We start from the raw sequence: 18907 nt of genomic DNA, 5'->3' as shown, positions 1-18907 counted from the left end.
GGTTGTCATCCTTCCTGCGCGACGCGCGGGTCATAGTCCGGAAACGCCGCCCGCAGCGCGGCATAGGCCGCCTGGGCCGCGTCGGAGTCCGCGCGCGGCAGCGTTAACGTCAGCACGGCATACAGGTCACCCGGCGGCTTGGCCGGCAGGCCACGGCCCTTCAGGCGCAGCTTGCGGCCCTGGGTGGAGCCGGTGGGAATGGTGAGGTGCACCTCACCCGAGGGGGTGGGCGCTGCGACGGTGGCGCCCAGCGCGGCTTCCCAGGGAGACACCGGCAGGTCGACATACACGTCTCGGCCATCGATCCGGAACTGCGGATGCGGTTTCAAGGCGATCTCCAGGTACAGGTCGCCCGCAGGTTCGCCGCCGTGGCCAGGGCCGCCCTGGCCCGCCAGGCGCAGGTGCTGCCCCTCGCGCACGCCGGGCGGAATGTTGACCTCCAGCTGGCGGTCATGCAGGGCGACATGCCCCTGGGCATCGGCCACCGGCACGCGCAGTGAGATCGTGCGACGCGCACCGCGATAGCTGTCTTCCAGGTCGATCATCACCTTGGCGTGGTGGTCGCTGCCGGGCGCCTGCCGGCGGCCGCCTGCGGCGGGCCGTGCGCCCGGCCCACCGCGCCCGAAGATGGATTCGAAGAAGGCGCTGAAGTCCTCGGCGCTGGGCGCTTGCTGCCTACCGGGCCCGGCGCCGCCCCGGCCGCTGAACTCGAAGCCGCTGTCCCAACCCGGCGGCGGCTCGAAGGTTTCGCCGCGCGCGTGGCGCTGGCTGATGTCGTCGTAGGCCGCGCGGCGCTCGGGGTCGATCAGGGCTTCATGCGCCTCGGCCACATCCTTGAAGCGCGATTCGGCATCCGCCTCCTTGCTGACGTCGGGGTGGAACTTACGTGCCAGCTTGCGGTAGGCCCGCTTGATCTCGTCCTGGGTGGCGTCTCGCTGCACCCCGAGCGTGGCGTAGTAGTCCTTGAATTCCATCGAGTTCCCCTCTGCGGTGTCGTCAGTTGGAGCCGGCGGGTACAGGCTCAGGCGCGGGTGCTTCAGCGTTGGATGCCTTGGCGACCAGCCTGGACAACTCGGCAAATCCGATCGGCGGCACGGTCAGCCAGGGCAGCGTGAAGAGGCGCCTGGCCAGGCCATTGGCCATGCGTGCCATCTGCTTGCGTTCGCCCGCCAGCCGCGCTGCCAGCAAGGGGTCGCGCGTGCCAGCCGCCAGCACGCTCTTGTTCAGCACCCAGGCATAGGGCTCGATGCTGGCGCGGCGCAGGTCGTCCTGCAGCGCAGCCGCCTGCGACACGGGCGTCACTTCCGGCAGCGTGACCAGGATGATCTTGGTGTACGTGCTGTCCTGCAACCGCATCAAGGGTGTCACCACCCGGGCCGCTCCCGGCCCCTCGAACTCCCGCATCATCTGGCGGTGATAGGCGCCGGTGGCGTCCATCAGCAGCATGGAATGGCCCGTGGGCGCGGTGTCGAGCACGACGAAGGCACTGCGGCCCTCGCTGACGATGCGCGAGAAGGCATGGAAGACGGCCACCTCTTCCGTGCAGGGCGATTGCAGGTCTTCCAGCAGCAGCGCCTGCTCGGCCGCGTCGAGCTTCGGTGACCTGGCCGCCATGATCTTGTCGATGTAGCGCTGCGTCTCGACCTTGGGGTCGATGCGGCTGACGCTCAAACCCGGCACGTCGCCGGCCAACGTCGAGGCCAGGTGGGCCGCCGGATCGGTGGTGCTGAGGTGCACGGTCTTGCCGCGCTGGACCAGCCCCAGGGCCAGGGCCGCCGCCACGGTCGTCTTGCCGACGCCGCCCTTGCCCATCACCATGATCAGCCCGTGCCCGGCGGCGGCCAGTTCGTCGGCCAGCGCGTCAAGGCCTGGGAGCTTGCCGCTGGCTTCCACGACCGCAGCCGTGGGCGGCGCGACCGGGCCGGCATCGGTGGTCAGCAGTGCGCGCAACGCGGGCAGGCCGACCGTGTCGAAGGCCCGCAGCGGGACGCGGTCCTGCGGCAGCGCACGCAGCGATGCGGGCATCGCGTCCAGCGCCTGCTGCCCCAGGTCTTCGATGGCGCAGGCCACGGCGTCGCTGCGCTCACTGGCGTGGAACACGCCGTTGATGGCCAGCCGCTGGTTGTGCAAGCCCAGCTCATGCAGCTCGGCCGAGGTGTGCGCGGCTTCATTGATCGCGCCCTTGTCCGCCCGCGTCACCAGGATGACGGTGGTCTGGGCCGGGTCGCTCAGCGCTTCCAGCGCCGCCCTGAAGCGCTCCTCCTGCATCTTCAGCCCCGAATGCGGGCCCAGGCAGGAGGCGCCCCGGTCGTTGCCGTCGAGAAAGCCGCTCCAGGCCTTGGGCAGGCTCAGCAGTCGCAACGTGTGGCCGGTCGGCGCGGTGTCGAAGACGATGTGATCGAAGCGCCCGTCCTTGTCGGACAGCAGCGCGGCGAACTCGTCGAACGACGCGATCTCGGTGGTGCAGGCGCCGGACAGCTGCTCGCTCACCGTGGAGAGTTCGGCGTCACTGGCGCCAGTGCCCATCTGCGCCAGCACCCGCTGCCGGTAGGACTCGGCCGCCGTGTCGGGATCGATGTTCAACACGGACAGCCCCGGCGCGCCGGGCACCGGCGTTGGCGTGTTGCGCAGCTCGATGCCCAGCATCTCATCGAGGTTGGAGGCCGCATCGGTGCTCACCAGCAGCACCTTCTTGCCGCCATCGGCCAGCGTCAGCGCGGCGGCGGTGGACAGCGAGGTCTTGCCGACGCCGCCCTTGCCGGTGAAGAACAGGTGCCGTGTGGCCTGGGTCAGGAAGCTCGGCGCCTGCGCGGCCGGCATCAGCCAGGCTTGCACCTCGGCATGCGAGGGCAGCCCGCCGCTGTGCACGACCCGGCCGCCGATGACGACCGCCGGCGTCGCGCTGACGCCATGGCTCTGGATCGCCTCGTGATCCTCGACCTTGATGATCTCGACCTCGACGCCCTGCTCCTTCGCCACCCGCTCGATCATCGCGATGGTGGCGTGGCATTTGCTGCAACCCGAACCTAGAACCATGATCTGCATTGGGACTCCTCGTGCTGGGCCGAAAGACTGTTCAACGTTTCAAATCAGGTCCAGCACATAACGCATGGTTTCATGGTCAGACCCGGCCTTGTCGAGCCTGAACCCGCCCTGCGTCGCCAGCTCGCGCATGCCTACGTTCTCGCGCAGCACCAGCGCCACCAGGCGCTGCGTGCCGTGGCCTTGCAGGTAGCCCACCATCTTGTCCAGCAGCCGTTGCCCCAGGCCCTCCCCTTGCAGCTCGGTGGCCAGGATGATGGCGAACTCGGCCTCGACGTTGTCGGGATCGGCCACGGCGCGCACGACGCCCAGCGTGCACTGCGTGCCGTCGGCCTGCGCCTCAATCACGACGAAAGCCATCTCGCGGTCGTAATCGATCTGCACCAGGCGGGCCAGCTCGCTGCGCGGCAGTTCGCGCCGCATGCTGAAGAAGCGCAGGCGGATGTCCTCGGGTGCGAGCTGCCCGGCGAAGGCGAGGTGCCGGGCCTCGTCCTCGGGGCGAATGGGCCGCACCAGCAGCTGGCGGCCCTGCCAAGCCCAGGTCTCGGCGAGTTCGGCCGGGTACGGTTGAATGGCAAAGCGCGAGGTGCCGGCGCTGGCTGCCGGGGTGACGCGCAGGCGCGCGTCCAGTGCGATGACGCCGTTGCTGTCGGCCAGCAGCGGGTTGATGTCCAGCTCGGCCAGCTCGGGCAGGTCGGCCAGCATTTGCGAGACGGTCACCAGCACGTCGCAGATGGCGTCCATGCGCGCGGGTGCATGGTCGCGGTAGCCGGCAAGCAGCTTGGCCACGCGTGTGCCGGCCACCAGCTCGCGGGCCAGCACGCGGTTCAGCGGCGGCAGGCCGATGGCGCGGTCGGCCATCACCTCCACCGCCGTGCCGCCCTGGCCGAACAGGATGACCGGGCCGAACACCGGGTCCACGCTGGCGCCGACGATCAGCTCCTGCGCATGCGGCCGGCTCACCATGGCCTGCACCGTGAAGCCGGCAATGCGTGCTAGCGGCTTGATCGAGCGCACCCGCGCCAGCATCTGCCGGGCGGCCAGCCGCAAGGCCGCGTCGTCGCTCAGGCCCAGCACCACGCCGCCCACGTCCGACTTGTGGCTGATGTCGGGCGACAGGATCTTCAGCGCGACCGGGTAGCCGATGGCGACTGCGGCTGTCACCGCTTCGTCAGCGGTGGGACCCACCGCGACCGTCGGCACGACCGGGATGCCATAGGCCTGCAGCACGGCCTTGGCCTCCAGCTCGTCGAGCATCTCGCGGCCATCGGCAAGCGCCGCCTCGACGACGGCGCGCGCCGCCGCGCGGTCCGCCGGCCCGGCCTCGCTGGCGGTGGGCGCCTCGGTGAGCAGCGCCTGGTTGCTGGCGTAGCGGGCCAGCATGGCGAAGGCGCGCACGGCTTCCTCGGGCGTGTCGTAGCCGGCCACGCCCGCGCCTTCAAAGGTGCGCCGCGCCTCGGCCACGCCGGCGTCGCCCAGCCAGCAGCTCATCAGGCGACCGGCGGCCTCGCGGGCCAGTGGTGCGCAGGCAAGGGCGATGTCCTCGCTGCGCACGATGGCCGTCGGTGCGTGCATGAAGAGCACCGTGCCGGTGTCGGGGTCGTCGAGCAGCGCGCGCAGCGTGGCGGTGTAGCGCTCGACCGGCGCGTCGCCAATCATGTCGACGGGGTTGCCGTGCGACCAGGTGGGCGGCAGCACGGCGCCGAGTTTGCCGCGCAGCGCCTCGCTCAAGGGCGGCAGCTCGACGCCGGCCAGCGCGGCGGCGTCGGCCGCCATGACACCGGCGCCGCCGCCGTTGGTCATCAGCGTCAGGCCGCGCTGTGGGCTGCCGCGGAAATGCGCCAGCGTTTCGGCCGCCATGAACAGGTCTTGCAGCGTATCCACGCGCAGCATGCCGGCGCGGCGGATGGCGGCATCGATGACCACGTCCGACCCCGCCAGCGCACCCGTGTGCGACGCGGCGGCCTGCAGGCCCTCGCCCGCGCGGCCGGCCTTCACCACGATGACCGGCTTGTTGCGCGCCGCCGCACGGGCCGCCGACATGAACTTGCGCGGCGACTCGATGGACTCGATGTAGAGCAGGATGGCCCGCGTGTGCGGGTCGCTGGCGAAGTGGTCCAGCAGGTCGCCGAAGTCCACGTCGGCCCGCTCGCCCAGCGACACCATGTGCGAGAAGCCGATGCGCCGCGACCGCGCCCAGTCGAGCACCGCCGTCACCAGCGCGCCCGACTGCGACACGAAGGCGATGTCGCCGGGCAAGGCGTCGACATGGGCGAAGCTGGCGTTCAGGCCGATGCGCGGCGACAGCAGGCCCAGGCAGTTGGGGCCCAGCAGGCGCAGCAGATGCGGCCGGGCGGCGTCCAGCGCGGCCTGCTTCTGAACAGCGTTCAGGCCGGCGGTCATGACGATGGCGGCGCGCGTGCCCAGCTGGCCCAGCTCGGCAATGAGGCCGGGCACCGTGTCGGGCGGCGTGCACAGCACGGCCAGGTCGGGCGCCTCGGTGAGGTCGCCGACGCGGCTGGCAAGCGCCACACCATCCAGCTCGGCGTGCTTCGGGTTGACGCCGAAGACGGCGCCCGCGAACGTGCCGGCGCGCAGGTTGCGCCAGACGGTCGCCCCGACGCTGCCGGGGCGGTTGGAGGCGCCGACCACCACGACCGAGCGTGGTGACAGAAGCTGGTCGAGGTGGCGGATGCTCATAGAGGGTGTGAGTGAATTCGGCGTGCTCGAGCGGCCCGTTCAAACGCGCCCAATCAAGGCGCAAAGCGGAGCCGTAGTGGGGCTACGGCGAGCATTTGCAACGCCGAGTGGGTGTGTTTGGGCGGGATGAGCGGGCATGCAGGATTTGCTCGCACCCTCTTTCAGGGCGTGATCGCCACCTTGAGCACACCGTCGCGCTGGTGGCCGAACAGCTCATAGGCCGCCTCGATGTCGTCGAGCTTGAAGCGGTGGGTCACCATCGCCTCCAGGTTGACGCGCCGCGCGGCGATCACGGCCATCAAGCGGCGCATGCGCTCCTTGCCGCCGGGGCAGAGGGTGGTGACTATTCTGTGGTCGCCCAGGCCCGCGGCAAAGGCCCCGAGCGGGATGGTCAGGTCGGTGGAATAGACACCCAGGCTCGACAGCGTGCCACCCGGCCGCAGCACGCGCAGGCAGGCCTCGAAGGTCTGCTGCGTGCCCAGGGCCTCGATGGCGACGTCCACGCCGCGGCCGTCGGTCAGGCGCATGATTTCTTCCACGGGGTCGACCTTGCTGGCGTCGATGACATGGTCGGCGCCCATCTGCGTGGCGATGGCCAGGCGGTTGGCCAGGCGGTCGACGCCGATGACCATGGACGCACCGCTGAGCTTGGCGCCGGCGGTGGCGCACAGGCCGATGGGACCCTGCGCAAACACGGCGACGGTGTCGCCGATGCGCACGCCGGCGCTCTCGGCGCCACTGAAGCCGGTCGACATGATGTCGGGGCACATCAGCACCTGCTCGTCGGTCAGCGAGTCGGGCACCGGCGCCAGGTTGGCCATGGCGTCGGGCACCAGCACGTACTCGGCCTGGCAGCCGTCGATGGTGTTGCCGAATTTCCAGCCGCCCATCGCCTTCCAGCCATGCGCCGTGCCGGCGCCGTCCTGCGAGCCGCAGCCGCACAGGCAGGCGGTGCTCCAGCCGCTGGGCGTGATGGCGCCGGCGATGACGCGCTGTCCCTCGCGGTAGCCGCGCACACCCGAGCCGAGCTTCTCGATGACGCCCACGGGCTCGTGGCCGATGGTCAGGCCGCGTTCGACCGGGTACTCGCCCTTGAGGATGTGGATGTCGGTGCCGCAGATGGTCGTCGTGGTGACGCGGATCAGCGCGTCCTGCGGGCCGACATCGGGCATGGGCTTGTCCTCCAGCACGATGCGCCCGGGCTCGACGAAGACAGCGGCTTTCATCATGACCATGGGAAATCCTCCAAAAGGCGCTACGCGCCTGGAAGGTTCCATGACGTCAGGCCACCCTACTCCGAGGCCTTGCCCAGGTGCAGGGTGGGAGCGCCGTTGCAGGGTAGGACGCGAGGCCGGCGGCCGCTTTGCGCCAGATCAGTTCAGGCCCGCCTTGTCCAGGCCGAACATCTTGTCCGCCGAGCCCGGCACATTGCGCACCGCCACATTCATGCGGTTCCAGCCATTGATGGCGGCAACGCGCCAGGTCAGCTCGGACAGCTCTTCCGGGGAGAAATGCTCGCTGACCTCGGCATAGGCGGCGTCGGAAATGCCTTCAGGCGGGATGCGGGTCAGCAGCTCGGTCCAGGCCAGGGCGGCGCGCTCCTTGGGCGTGAACAGCGTCGACTCGCGCCAGATGGCGACGTGGTGCAGGCGCAGCTCGCGCTCGCCGTGCATCTTGGCCTGCTTGACGTGCATGTCCAGGCAGAAGGCGCAGCCGTTGAGCTGGGAGGCACGGATGTCGATCAGCACGGCCAGGGTCTTGTCCATGCGGAAGGCCATGCTGAAGTCCAGGTACTTCTTGGACAGGTCGGCGGACTGGCGGAAATAGTCGAGGCGGGCTTGGTGCGTGCTCATGGCGATGTCCTTGGGTGTTGTGGGCCGACAAAATCGCCGGCCTCACACTCAAGACGGATCAGCCGCGGCGTTTGTGACACGCATCCGGATCCCGCTGAGCTTGTCGGGGTTGCGCTGGATATAGACGGCACCCACCTGGCCCGACTCAGCCGACGGTGCCAGCGCAATGGTCTGCACGAGTCGACCGCCGTTGCTGTCGTCGAGGATGAGCAGGCCCGGCAGGCCGTTGACGACCGCCGGCAACAGGCGCCAGGACCGGCTGGTGGGCAGTTGCGCGAAGCCGATGAAGGTGCGCGCGATCTGCGCACCGCCATGCAGGGGCTTGGGCACCGCGCTGACCTTGCCGCCGCCGTCGGCCATCAGCACGGCGTCCTCGCTGAGCAACTGCGCCAGGGCCGAGACGTCCTGGCTGCGCACGGCATCCATGAAGGCGTTGACGAGCCGATCGGCCTCCTCCTTGGCCACCTCGCGGCGCGCATAGTCGGCCTTGATGTTCTTGCGCGCCCGGCTGATGAGCTGGCGGCAGGCGGCCTCGCCGCGGTCCAGGTGACGGCCGATCTCGTCGTAGTCGAGGTCGAACACGTCGTGCAGCAAAAAGGCGGCGCGCTCCAGCGGCGACAGGCGCTCCAGGGCCAGCATGAAGGCGATGGACACGTCCTGGGCGAACTCGGCCTGCTTCTCGGGGCCGGGGGCCCAGCCGAACAAGGCTTCGTCCTCCAGCATGGGCTCGGGCAGCCAGACGCCCACGTATTGCTCGCGCTGCACGGCGGCGGAGCGCAGCTTGTCCAGGCAGAGATTGGTCACCAGGCGCGACAGGAAGGCGCCCTCGTGCTGGACGGTGGCGACATCCACCTCGGCCCAGCGCAGCCAGGCCTCCTGCACGATGTCCTCGGCCTCGGCGCGCGAGCCGAGCATGCGGTAGGCCAGCGCGCGCAGGCGGCGCGCATGGTCACGGTCAAAGCGCAGGGCGCGGGCGGTGGGCGAGAGGTCGTCGGTCATGGCGAGAGTTTCGTGCTTCAACTCCCCCCTGACGAAACGGATCCCACGTTTGTGACATCAGCGCGCTGATTCCACCGCCGCCAGCAGCATCCAGGTCGAATGCGGAATCCACTGCTCCACCCAGCGCCATTGCTCACCGTCAGGCCCCGGGCCGAAGGCGATGCCTTCACCGGTATCGCTGCCCACCGCGCCGGTAATGCCGTTGGAGATGCCGCCGGCAAACATGTCGCCCGCGCTCGACGGCACGGCCGGCGGGTTGCGCTTGCCAAAGCCGTAGAGCATGGAGATGCCATAGGGGTTGCGGCCCAGCGTCCAGTCGAGCTGGCTTTGCGCATAGCCCGCCCAGCCTTCCGGCATGGCCGCGCCGAGGGCACGGCGACCGGCGGCCATCGCCGTGGTCAGCGAGGCCAGGCGGGCACTTTCGCCCTGCCACCAGTAACCGGTCTCGTTCTTGTGGGGGATGAAGAAGCCCTCCATGACTTCGCCTTCGGACTTGCCGTCCTTGCCGGCGAGCTGGAAGGTTTGCCGGGCATAGCCATAGGGATTGGCGACGCGCTGGGTGATGGCGATCTCATGCTTCAGAGCCGCCGCGATGGCCGAGGCCGCGCGGCCACGACGCGCCTCCTGGGTCTCGATGGCCAGATAGTGGGTGAGGCTCAGCGCGGGCAAACCCGCTTCGACCGCGTGGTAGTAAGGTCGCGAACCACCATCGCTGATGAAGCCACCGGCGGCGGTCTGGCGGCCCATCAAGCTCTCGGCGCGCAGCCGGGCCGCATCCAGGAAGCGCGGCTCGTGCGTCGCGTGGAAGAGCTCGACGGCGGCCATCAGCGCCGTGTAGTCGTCGATGATGTTCTCGACGCCATTGGCGGTGTACTGCGCATTGAACTGCTGCAGATGATCGAAGGCCTTGACCGCATCGGTGAGGTAAGTCGCGCCGCTGAACTCGCCCTGCCGGCCGGACTGCTTCGCCAGCAGTGAGGCCCGCGCCAGCGCGGCGATGGCCATGCCGCCGCCCGCGCGGTAGGCCGAGCGATAGAGCCGGGTGTATTTGCCGTCCTCACCCTCGTAGCCGACCACCATGCGCTCGGCCTTCTCGTCGCCCCATTTGTCGAACACCGTCGTGTAGAAATAACCCTCGGTGTCGAGGATGCGGTGCAGATAGTCGGCGCCCCAGAAGGCCTCGTTCTCGGCCCGCTTCAACAGCCCGGCGCGGCGGTAGAGGTCGGCCGAGCCGTGCGATGTATAGGCCAGCACCCAGGCCGCCATCGACGTCTGCTGCGGATTGAAGAAGTTGGCATAGCCCAGGTGGGACAAGTACTTGCCGGTGTCGCCGCCGGCATCCTTCCAGCCGCCATGCACGTCGACGAAACGGTCGGTCTCGAAAATGCGGATGTGGCTGTCCCCCTTGCCGGTATGGCGGCTGCGGTGGAAGTAGTCCAGCGTCTTGTCGGCAATCGTCGTGAACAGGGCCCGGTCCCGCACAGGGACCGGCGCCGACAGCGCGCGCTTGTTGTCCAGCGTGGCCTCGACGCGATAGACGCCCGCCTTCTCGATGGCCGAGAAGTCGACCTCGAAATAGCGCTTGCCCGCGCCCCATGCCGAGAACTCGGGCAAGGCTTTCAACTCCCCCTGGGCAACGACCTTGCCACCGGCCAGCACGCGGTAGCGCCCGGCCTGGGCCAGGCCCGTGGACTCGACGACAGCCCTTTTGGGGCCGACGCGTTCCAGCGCCACCTGGTTGATCTGCACCAGCAGCGGATCGGTCGGCAACTTGACCGACACCGTCGTCACCGGCGCAGCCGCCTCGGCGGCCACGGCCAGCGGCAAGGCGGTCGCCAGGGCCGCTGCAATCAGGATTCGCTTCATTCCCATGCCATGTTCTTGGACCACTTGATGCCCGAGGTCGGGCATTTGCCGCTGTTGTCGGGGTAGCTGCTGTTGATGACCGAGTTGACCGTGCTGACGCTGTTCATGGCCGGGTTCTTCTTGTAGATGTCCAGGGCCATGCTGGCCCGCCAGCAATTGCCCGCATCGTCGCCGAGGCTCCCGGACTTGAGCCAGCGGATGTACTGGTCGGTCAGGTAGGTGGCGAAGCAGGTTTCGGCGCTCAGGCTGCCGCAATTGCCAGCGTTCTTGACCGAGGTGAAGGCCGAGACGCTGCCAATCGAGCCGGTGTTGACCTGCACCTGGAAGGCCATGCCGACGAGGTTGTGTTTGTCGAAGGCCGTGAAGCCGATGCCCTTCAAGGCGCTCAGGACCGGCAGCAGCTTGTCGTTGTTGATGTGCGCGTAATGGCTCATCACATACTTGTCCTGCTGGTTGTCGAAGGCCGACTGCAGGGCCTTGCAGATCTTGGTCAGGGCCGCGCGCTTGGTGGAGTTGGAGCGGCTGAGGTTGGGATAGGGGTCGAGCCGCGAATCATCCGCCTTGAAGTTGGCGGCCGACACGCCGGTGACCTGCACGCCCCAGTTCTTCATGTCGGTGTTGGTCGCGCCGGTCTTGCCCAGCACATAGGGCGCGAAGGCGTTCTTGAAGTAGTCGGGGAAATCGCCCACCGTCGTCACACCGACCGGGCCGAAGGTGTCACCGCGGTAGTCGGAAATGCCTTGGCTGGCCTCGTAGTCCACCTCGCAATAGCGCCAGGGGCCGACGTCCTGGTAGTTGGTGGTGCCGTTCTCAGGGTAGGCGTCCATGCTGAGCACGGCCTGCCATTGGGCGACGGTCAGCTTGCGGTTCTTGTCGAAGACGTTGCCGTAGACCTTGGCGTCGCCCACGGGGATGACGCCGCTGGCCGCCGCCGGCTGGACGGCCGTCACCAGGGCCTGGCCGCTGGCGGTCTCAGTCTGGGTGTACAGCCAGCCGTCCTGCACAAAGGCCGTGCTCTTGGCGGCATTGCTGCCGGCCGCATTGCCAGCCCCAATTGCCAGCGAAGACAGGCTCAACAGGGCGAGGGCCGCACACGAGCCGATCCGGAGTGATTGCATGTTTGCCTCAACGAAGTCTTGTGGCGATGGAAGAGCCACGGGGTTGTGGATGCCCACGAGCAGCGCAAGCACTGCCGGCGAGGAGCGCAACTTCACTGCTGGGTGCGCCGGGCCAGACCTCGTCCCTCCAACGGGACTTCACGTCTCATGGGCGGCGAATGTAGGGCCGCCAAGCCGGCATCGTCAATATTTAAATCCAATGGTTGTATAAATTTATTTCAAACGTGATCGACGCCGGAACCACCGCCTCGGACAGAATCGCGGCCCGGGCACAGGCCCCACCTATCATGGGCACCAAGAAAGCGCCGTCAGCACGCATGAGAACTACCGGCCGAGGAGCCACCCAACAGTCCAGCGCCCCCTTCAACCGCCGCGTGGTGCTGGACTTCATCCGCCAGCAAGGCGCCGCCTCGCGCAAGGACATCGCCGACATGGTGTCCCTGAGCCCGCAGACGGTGGCCAACATCACCAACGACCTGGAGGCCATCGGCCTCATCGTGTCGCGGCGCCAGAAGGTCGACAAATCGCGCGGCCAGCCGCCCATCGCCTTCGAGCTGAATCCCCAGGCCGGCAACGCCATCGGCATCAGCCTGGAGCCGGGCCGGGCCTCGGCCGCCCTCGTCAACCTCGTCGGCGAGATCCGCAGCCGCTGCGAGGTCGAGCTGGACACCAGCGACCGCCAGCAGATGCTGGCCTCCATGCTGCAGCTCGTGGCGCGCCTGCGCCGCGAATCGACCGAACGCCTCTGGGGCATCGGCGTCGCCCTGCCCGGCCCGCTCGGCCATACCGACATCAGCTTCGTCGGCCCGACGGCGCTGGAAGGCTGGAACGACCTGTCCGTGCTGGACGAACTGCGCGAGACCACCGGCCTGCCTCTTTTCTACCGCGTCGACAGCGTTGCCGGCGCCCTGGGCGAGACGCTGTTCGGCGTCGCCAGGCACCTGGACGACTTCTTCTACCTGCACCTGGGCCTGGGCCTGGGTGGGGCCCTGGTCATCGGCCGCTCGGCCTACCCCGGCGCCGACGGCAATGCCACCGAGATCGGCCATGTGCCCATCGTGCCCGGCGGCACGCCCTGCTATTGCGGCAACCGCGGCTGCCTGGAGCGCTACGTCTCCATGCACTCCCTGGCCGAAGCCCTGGGCGTGAGCGATCACGATGTCTGGACCCTGGACCTCAGCGCACGCCTGCAGCAGCCCGCCGACGAGGCCCTGCACCGCTGGTGCCGCCAGGCCGCCGACCGCCTGCGCGACGCCGTCTGCATGATCGAGAACATGCTGGACCCGCGCTCCATCGTCATCGGCGGCTCCGCGCCCAAGGTGCTGGTGGAGCATCTCGTGGCGCTGGCCCTGCCCTGGCACCGCTCGGTGCGTGGCGGCATGGCGGCGCCCGAGACCCGCATCGTGCTGTCCGACCGCCAGGACGACTCCTCCATCCTCGGCGCCGCCGTGCTGCCCATCTACGAGATGCTGTCGCCGCGCCTGGAAGTGCTGCAGCAGGACCGCCGCAGCGACCTCGACGTGGGCGAATTGCTGGGCCATCGCCCCGTCACCAAGCGAATCGGATAAATATTTCAATCCATTGGATTTAATTATTGACACGACTTCCGGCGGGCTCCTATAGTCGGCGCCCATGGACACGGATCGCGCCCTTTTCACCCCTCAGCTCAGCGTCGTCGGCGACGTCGGCGTCGACCTGGTTCTCGGCTCGCTGGAAGGCTGGCCCAGCATCGGCACCGAACTGCTGATGCCGCGCAGCGAGCTGCGTGCCGGCGGCTCGGGCGCCAACGCGGCGCTGGCCGCCCGCCACATCGGCCAGGCCACCCACCTCATCTCGGCCGTCGGCAACGACCATTTCGGCCACTGGCTGGCCGAGCAGTTCAGCGGCATCCGCACCCACCTGGAAGTCTGCGACCGCGAGACCACCATCTCGGTCGGCCTGATGCACAGCTGCGGCGAGCGCAACTTCTTCACCACCCACGGCCATCTGCAGCAGCTGTCGGTGCAGCATGTGCTCAAGCACCTGCACGCCACGCCGGTGCCTTCCATCGCCCTCTTCACGGCGCCCTTCCTGCTGCCCCACCTGCGCATCCGCTACGCCGACCTGCTGGCCGAGGCGGCCTCGCGCGGCTATCGCATCGCCCTGGACACCGGCTGGCCGCCCGAGGGCTGGGACCGCGACGAGGTGCTGGGCTGGCTGCTGCACTGCGACCACCTGCTCATCAACGAGCTCGAGGCGCGCAGCATCGCCGGCACCAAGGATCTGGACGATGCGCTGACGTTGATCGCCAAGGCGCTGAAGCCAGGGGCCAGCCTCGTCGTCAAGGTCGGCGCTCGCGGCGCGCTGGGCATCGAGGCTGGACGTCGTGTCGCCCACGACACCGAGCCGGCCGACATCTTCGACACCATCGGCGCGGGCGACGCCTTCAACGCTGGCTACTTGGCCGCCCGTCTGCGCGGCAGTGATCTTGCTGAGAGCCTGGCCGCAGGTTGCCGCACGGCGCGGGCCATCCTGTCCCGCTTCCCGCGCAAGACCATCCGCGCCGGCGAATTCGCTGACTGCGTGGCCGTCTGAGCACCAAGCCATGAAGCACCGCGCGCTGATCGTCGGCTACATCCTGCTGATCTGGTTCGTGATCTCCTTCGTCACCAACCTGATCGGCCCACTGATGCCGATCATCATCCAGGACTTCAAGCTGAGCCTGGCGCTCGCGGGTTTCCTGCCCTTCTCCTTCTTCCTCGCCTACGGCCTGGTCTCGGTGCCCGGCGGCATGCTGGTCGAGGCGCGCGGACCGCGCTTCACCATCCTGATCGCCTTCCTGCTCAACCTCGCCGGGTCGCTGGCCATCGCGATGTGGCCCAGCTACGGCACGGCCATCGCCGGCCTCTTCGTCATCGGCCTGGGCATGGCCCTGTTGCAGGTCGTCATCAACCCGTTGCTGCGCACGGCAGGCGGCGAGGCCCATTTCGCCTTCTTCTCGGTGATGGGACAGCTCGTCTTCGGCCTGGCGTCCTTCCTCAGCCCCTGGGCCTTCCAGCTGCTGATGGAGAGGCCCGGCGCGGCCGGCAGCCCGCTGGTGTGGGTCGCCTTCTACTGGATCTTCACGGCCGGCTTCGTCGCCCTCATCCTCGCCAACCAGACCCTGCCCCTGCCCCGGGTCGAGTTGAAGGACGACGAGCGCGCCGGCGGCTGGGCGGCCTACAAGGAGCTGCTGGCGCGGCGTGATGTGCGCCTGTTCTTCCTTGGCATCCTGGCCTATGTCGGCACCGAGCAGGTGCTGGCCAACTGGATGTCGCAGTTCCTTTCGACCTATCACGGCTTCTCGGCCACGGCTGAGGGCGCCGATGCCGTCGCGCGCTTCTGGGGCCTGATGTCCGTCGGCTGCCTGCTCGGCCTGGTACTGCTGAAGCTGCTGGACTCGCGCGTCGTGCTGGCCGGCTTCACCGTGCTGGCCATGGTCTGCGTCGGCATCGCGCTGTTCGGCCCCGCGGCCGCGTCGCTGTGGGCCTTCCCGGCCTCGGGCTTCTGCCTGTCGGTGATGTTCTCCATCGTCTTCTCGCTGGGCCTGAACTCCGTGCCCCGCCACCACGGCGCCTTCTCGGGCGTGCTGTGCACCGGCATCCTCGGCGGCGCCGTCGTGCCGCTGCTGGTGGGCGTGCTCGGCGACGCCATCGGCCTGCGCGCCGCCATGACCACCGTCTTCCTGACCCTGGCCTACATCCTGAGCGTCAGCGCCTGGGCGAGGCCACTCGTGCGCAACGAGACCGTCTCGTTGGCGCAGTTGTTGTCCGGCACCAAACCCAAGCCCAGACCCGGGGCCTGACTTCCCGACTCAAACACGCCGTGGCTTTCGGGCCAGGACGGCGGCCGCCCATACACAGACACAAGGAGCCGAGAGCGATGAGAACGAACCGAGCTGGATACGCCAAGACCGTCACCGCAGCCGCCGTGAGCCTGCTGGCCGGCGCGGCCTTTGCCCAAGAGACGACGACCGCCACGACGGACAAGGACAACGCCAGGAATGAGCTGCCCACCGTCACCGTCAGCGCGACGCGCGTCAACTCCAACCTGCTGAAGACGCCGGTCGCCGTCACCGCCATCACCCAGGAGGCGCTGAGCCGCGAAGGCATCCACGACGTGCGCGGACTGTCCGGCACCGTGCCCAATCTGCAGATCTCCTCGGGCGCCGATTCCGGCATCCAGATCAACATCCGCGGCGTCGGCTCGACCAACTTCACCGAGATCGGCGACCCCGCGGTGGGCCTGCACGTAGGCGGCCTCTACTCGCCGCGGCCGCAAGGCGCACTCGCCCTGATGTTCGACCTCGAGCAGGTGGAAGTGCTGCGCGGCCCACAGGGCACGCTGTTCGGCCGCAACTCCACGGGTGGCAGCGTCAACATCATCCCGGCCAAGCCCGAGTTCGGCTCGACCTACGGCAATCTCGAGACCGACTTCGGCAACTACCGCAAGCGCCAGGTCAACCTGATCCAGAACATCGCCGTCAACGACAAGTTCGCGCTGCGTGCCACGGTCAGCAAGGTCACGCGCGACGGCTGGATCAACCAGCAGCAGGACTTCTATGACGTCAATCTGCCGGCGCATGGCTTTGTCGCCGATGGCATCCCTGACGTGGACCAACGCCGCAACACCCTGGTCTCCAAAAACAAGTACTACTACAACCGCGACGAATGGGCGGCGCGCATCGCCGGTCGGCTCAAGTTAACCGACAACATCGAGTGGCTGCTCGCCTACGAGAAGTTCCAGAACAACGGCGCCGGCGACGTCGCCATGAAGGACTGCGACATGGCGGCCGGCACCGCCTTCGCCTGTACCGGCGGCAAATGGGACGTCAAGATCAACGTGCCCGGCAAGACCGACATGTCCATCGGCACGCTGCGCTCCAACCTGGTGTGGAACCTCAGCCCGCAGAGCAGCATCGAGTACGGCTTTGCCTTCGCCAACCAGAAGCGCACCCAGCAAGCCGACGACGACGGCGGCTACCACCCCATCGCCAGCCAGGTGACAGCCAGCCTGCCCGTTGGCCCCGATGGCGACTGGGGCACCTGGCCCGTCAGCGACATGACCTCGTTCACGCTGGGCTCGACCTACAAGTCCAGCGTGCACGAGCTGCAGTTCAAGCACCACACCGACACGCTGCAGCTCGTCACCGGCCTGTTCTGGATGCACGAGAAGAACGCCATCGACTACGCGCAGGAGCAGCTGGTGACGGCGCCTTTCGGCTTCCCGACCAGCCAGTTCTATCACCAGCCCGACCGCCAGATCGACGCCAAGGCCGTGTTCGCCCAGGCCGACTGGAAGTTCACGCCGACCTGGACCGCCACCCTCGGCGCCCGCTACAGCGTCGACAAGAAGACCGACAAGAACGGCCAGGTCTTCGGCGGCTGGGACGGCTCCACGCCGGCCTACTACAACGGCCTGTTCCATCCCGGCACGCCCGGCGAGCCGGGCTTTCGCGCCCACAACGGCCGCGATTTGACCGAGCAGATGGGGCCCTTCGCCGGCACCGCCGCCTATGCCGAATGGGGCCCACCGGCCGGCAACGACAACGCCCAGAGCTGGAAGAAGGTCACCTACCGCCTGGGCCTGCAGAAGCAGCTGACGCCGCTGGACATGGTCTACACGTCGCTGTCCACCGGCTACAAGGCCGGCGGCTTCGGCGACAAGGACGACCGCTGCGGCGGCCACGACTGCGTGGACGGCCCCGCCGGCCCGCAATACACCTTCTTCCCCTACAAGCCCGAAACCGTCACCAACTTCGAGATCGGCTACAAGGGCCTGCTGCTGAACAAGCGCCTGAGCCTGTCGGCCACCCTCTTCTTCAGCCGCTACAAGGACATGCAGGTCACGGGCGACAACTTCGCCTCGCGCATCAAGCGCACCGAGCCCTGCCCCGAAGACAACCCGACCTGCGACATCGTCACCAAGTGGCAGACCGTCAACGTCGGCGTCGTCAGCATCCCGGGCATCGAGCTGGAGGTCGACTACAAGCCCTGGCCCGGCGCGCGCCTGGGAGCCTTCTTCAGCTACATCAACAGCAAGATGAAGGACTACCCGTCCTACAGCGACACCTGGAACTGCGGTGTGCGCGAGGAGATGGGCGCACCGCACTGCCCCGAGCCCTACAGCGGCCCCATCCGCGAGTTCGCCGGCCGCCAGATCCTGGACATCACCGGCAACCACCTGCCCCTGTCGCCCAAGTACAGCTTCGGCATCAACTTCTCACAGAGCTTCATGTTCGGCGAGGGCTGGGAGCTGACGCCCTGGGTCAACCTGAAGTGGCAGGACAAGATGTACTTCACCCTGCTCAACCTGGACAACCCGCACATCTCCGACGGCCAGAAGGCCTTCACCAAGATCGACGCCAGCCTCAAGCTGCAGGCGCCCAAATACTGGCGCGCCGAGCTCTATGTGCTGAACGCGACCAACAAGATGACGAAGAACGCGGTGCAGGACGGCGGCGGCTTCGTGCGCGCCTACTGGAATGATCCGCGCACCTACGGCATTCGGGTGGGGATCGACTACTGAGGGTCACTCATGCTTGCCGGCGCGGGTTCGGCATTCAGGTGGCTGTCGGCGCTAGGCGATTTGTCGAACGGAGAGCGCGGAAATTCCGTTTTGCAGCGGGTGCCGTCATCGGCGATCAGCCGCCGAGTTCACGCTGCCTGGCAGGAAGCAGTCGCCGGCGCACCTGGCCGGCTGACGGCTTCAACGACCGGTGTCGAGGGCGCTACGGTCGTCCAACCTGGCCGCCCGCGGCTGTCGCCGTCAACTCGCGCCGGAATGTCTGCTGCTCGAAGCGTTGGAATGGCGCTGTCGACCCGTTGCAGTCATCGATGCTCTCGGAATAGGGTGCTCGGAGCTGACGCTCGGGAAATGCGCTACTCAGTCTTCTTCGTCGCAAGAACAAGCGCTGTTCCGAGCAGTAGCGAGCCCATGCCCGCGTAAAAGTGCGCCACCGTGAGACAAAGACCCCCGCATACAAGGCCGGCGCCAAAGTGATGACTGCCCTCTCGTCGGGCGGAGGCGCAAACGGCCAGCAACAAGGCAGTGACTCCCAGTACAACGCCAAAGCACAGCATCGCGTCCAAGGCGGTTTCGTCGGTGAACGAGAACAGGCTTGGCGCCTTGGCCTCGTCCATACTGCCCTCTGACGGCTGGCGAATGAAGCCGAGCTCGTCAGCCGTGTTCAAGAGCCATGCGCTGGCAGTGCCACGGAACGACTCGCCATGCCGAGCCACGATCACAAAGATCAGTCCGACCGAACCCGCCAAGATTGAACCTAAGCCTGCAAGCGCTTGCACCCTCAAC

General features: G+C 67.9%; 13 protein-coding genes. 4 read left to right on the top strand and 9 right to left on the bottom strand.

Annotation, left to right across the window (positions count from 1 at the left end):
* Positions 1–5: 5 nt before the first annotated feature.
* The 8 genes from AC1DW0_RS02955 to AC1DW0_RS02920 form a co-directional block, all read right to left on the bottom strand.
* Positions 6–974, bottom strand: coding sequence for a DnaJ C-terminal domain-containing protein (locus AC1DW0_RS02955; RefSeq protein WP_477944881.1), 969 nt, complete (start codon positions 972–974; stop codon positions 6–8).
* Between the two features lie 22 nt (positions 975–996).
* Complete coding sequence (gene arsA / locus AC1DW0_RS02950) at positions 997–3045, bottom strand: arsenical pump-driving ATPase (protein ID WP_477944879.1); 2049 nt, start codon at positions 3043–3045, stop codon at positions 997–999.
* A gap of 39 nt (positions 3046–3084) precedes the next feature.
* Entirely contained in the window at positions 3085–5742 is a 2658-nt protein-coding gene (locus AC1DW0_RS02945; protein WP_477944877.1) for a bifunctional acetate--CoA ligase family protein/GNAT family N-acetyltransferase, read from the bottom strand.
* A gap of 161 nt (positions 5743–5903) precedes the next feature.
* On the bottom strand, positions 5904–6977 hold the full coding sequence (locus tag AC1DW0_RS02940; RefSeq protein ID WP_477944875.1) for an NAD(P)-dependent alcohol dehydrogenase: 1074 nt from the start codon (positions 6975–6977) through the stop codon (positions 5904–5906).
* A 138-nt stretch (positions 6978–7115) separates the two neighbouring features.
* A complete protein-coding gene (locus tag AC1DW0_RS02935) occupies positions 7116–7595 on the bottom strand; it encodes a carboxymuconolactone decarboxylase family protein (protein ID WP_457354985.1) in 480 nt (159 codons plus the stop codon).
* 48 nt (positions 7596–7643) lie between these two features.
* Positions 7644–8594, bottom strand: coding sequence for an RNA polymerase sigma factor SigJ (gene sigJ, locus AC1DW0_RS02930; protein ID WP_477944872.1), 951 nt, complete (start codon positions 8592–8594; stop codon positions 7644–7646).
* Between the two features lie 57 nt (positions 8595–8651).
* Complete coding sequence (locus AC1DW0_RS02925; protein ID WP_477944870.1) at positions 8652–10460, bottom strand: glycoside hydrolase family 9 protein; 1809 nt, start codon at positions 10458–10460, stop codon at positions 8652–8654.
* Positions 10457–11578 carry a hypothetical protein gene (locus AC1DW0_RS02920; protein ID WP_477944868.1) on the bottom strand — a complete coding sequence of 374 codons (1122 nt, stop codon included), beginning with the start codon at positions 11576–11578 and terminating at the stop codon, positions 10457–10459. The genes AC1DW0_RS02925 and AC1DW0_RS02920 overlap by 4 nt, the downstream gene beginning before the upstream one ends.
* Positions 11579–11895: 317 nt before the next feature.
* Between AC1DW0_RS02920 and AC1DW0_RS02915 the strand changes: the two genes are divergently transcribed.
* The 4 genes from AC1DW0_RS02915 to AC1DW0_RS02900 all read left to right on the top strand — a co-directional run bounded on the left by AC1DW0_RS02915 (position 11896) and on the right by AC1DW0_RS02900 (position 18124).
* Complete coding sequence (locus AC1DW0_RS02915) at positions 11896–13146, top strand: ROK family transcriptional regulator (RefSeq protein WP_477944866.1); 1251 nt, start codon at positions 11896–11898, stop codon at positions 13144–13146.
* Between the two features lie 64 nt (positions 13147–13210).
* A complete protein-coding gene (locus AC1DW0_RS02910; RefSeq protein WP_477944864.1) occupies positions 13211–14152 on the top strand; it encodes a carbohydrate kinase family protein in 942 nt (313 codons plus the stop codon).
* 10 nt (positions 14153–14162) lie between these two features.
* The gene (locus AC1DW0_RS02905) at positions 14163–15401 is read left to right on the top strand and encodes an MFS transporter (RefSeq protein ID WP_477944862.1); all 1239 of its coding nucleotides are present in this window, start codon (positions 14163–14165) and stop codon (positions 15399–15401) included.
* 77 nt (positions 15402–15478) lie between these two features.
* On the top strand, positions 15479–18124 hold the full coding sequence (locus AC1DW0_RS02900; RefSeq protein WP_477944860.1) for a TonB-dependent receptor: 2646 nt from the start codon (positions 15479–15481) through the stop codon (positions 18122–18124).
* A 353-nt stretch (positions 18125–18477) separates the two neighbouring features.
* Here the strand turns inward: AC1DW0_RS02900 and AC1DW0_RS02895 are convergent, their stop codons facing one another.
* Entirely contained in the window at positions 18478–18906 is a 429-nt protein-coding gene (locus tag AC1DW0_RS02895) for a hypothetical protein (protein ID WP_457393400.1), read from the bottom strand.
* Position 18907: the final 1 nt, after the last annotated feature.

The sequence above is a fragment of the Roseateles sp. P4_D2 genome (assembly GCF_056401875.1).
Note: the sequence above shows the minus strand (reverse complement) of the source record. Positions and strands in the feature narration are given on the sequence as shown.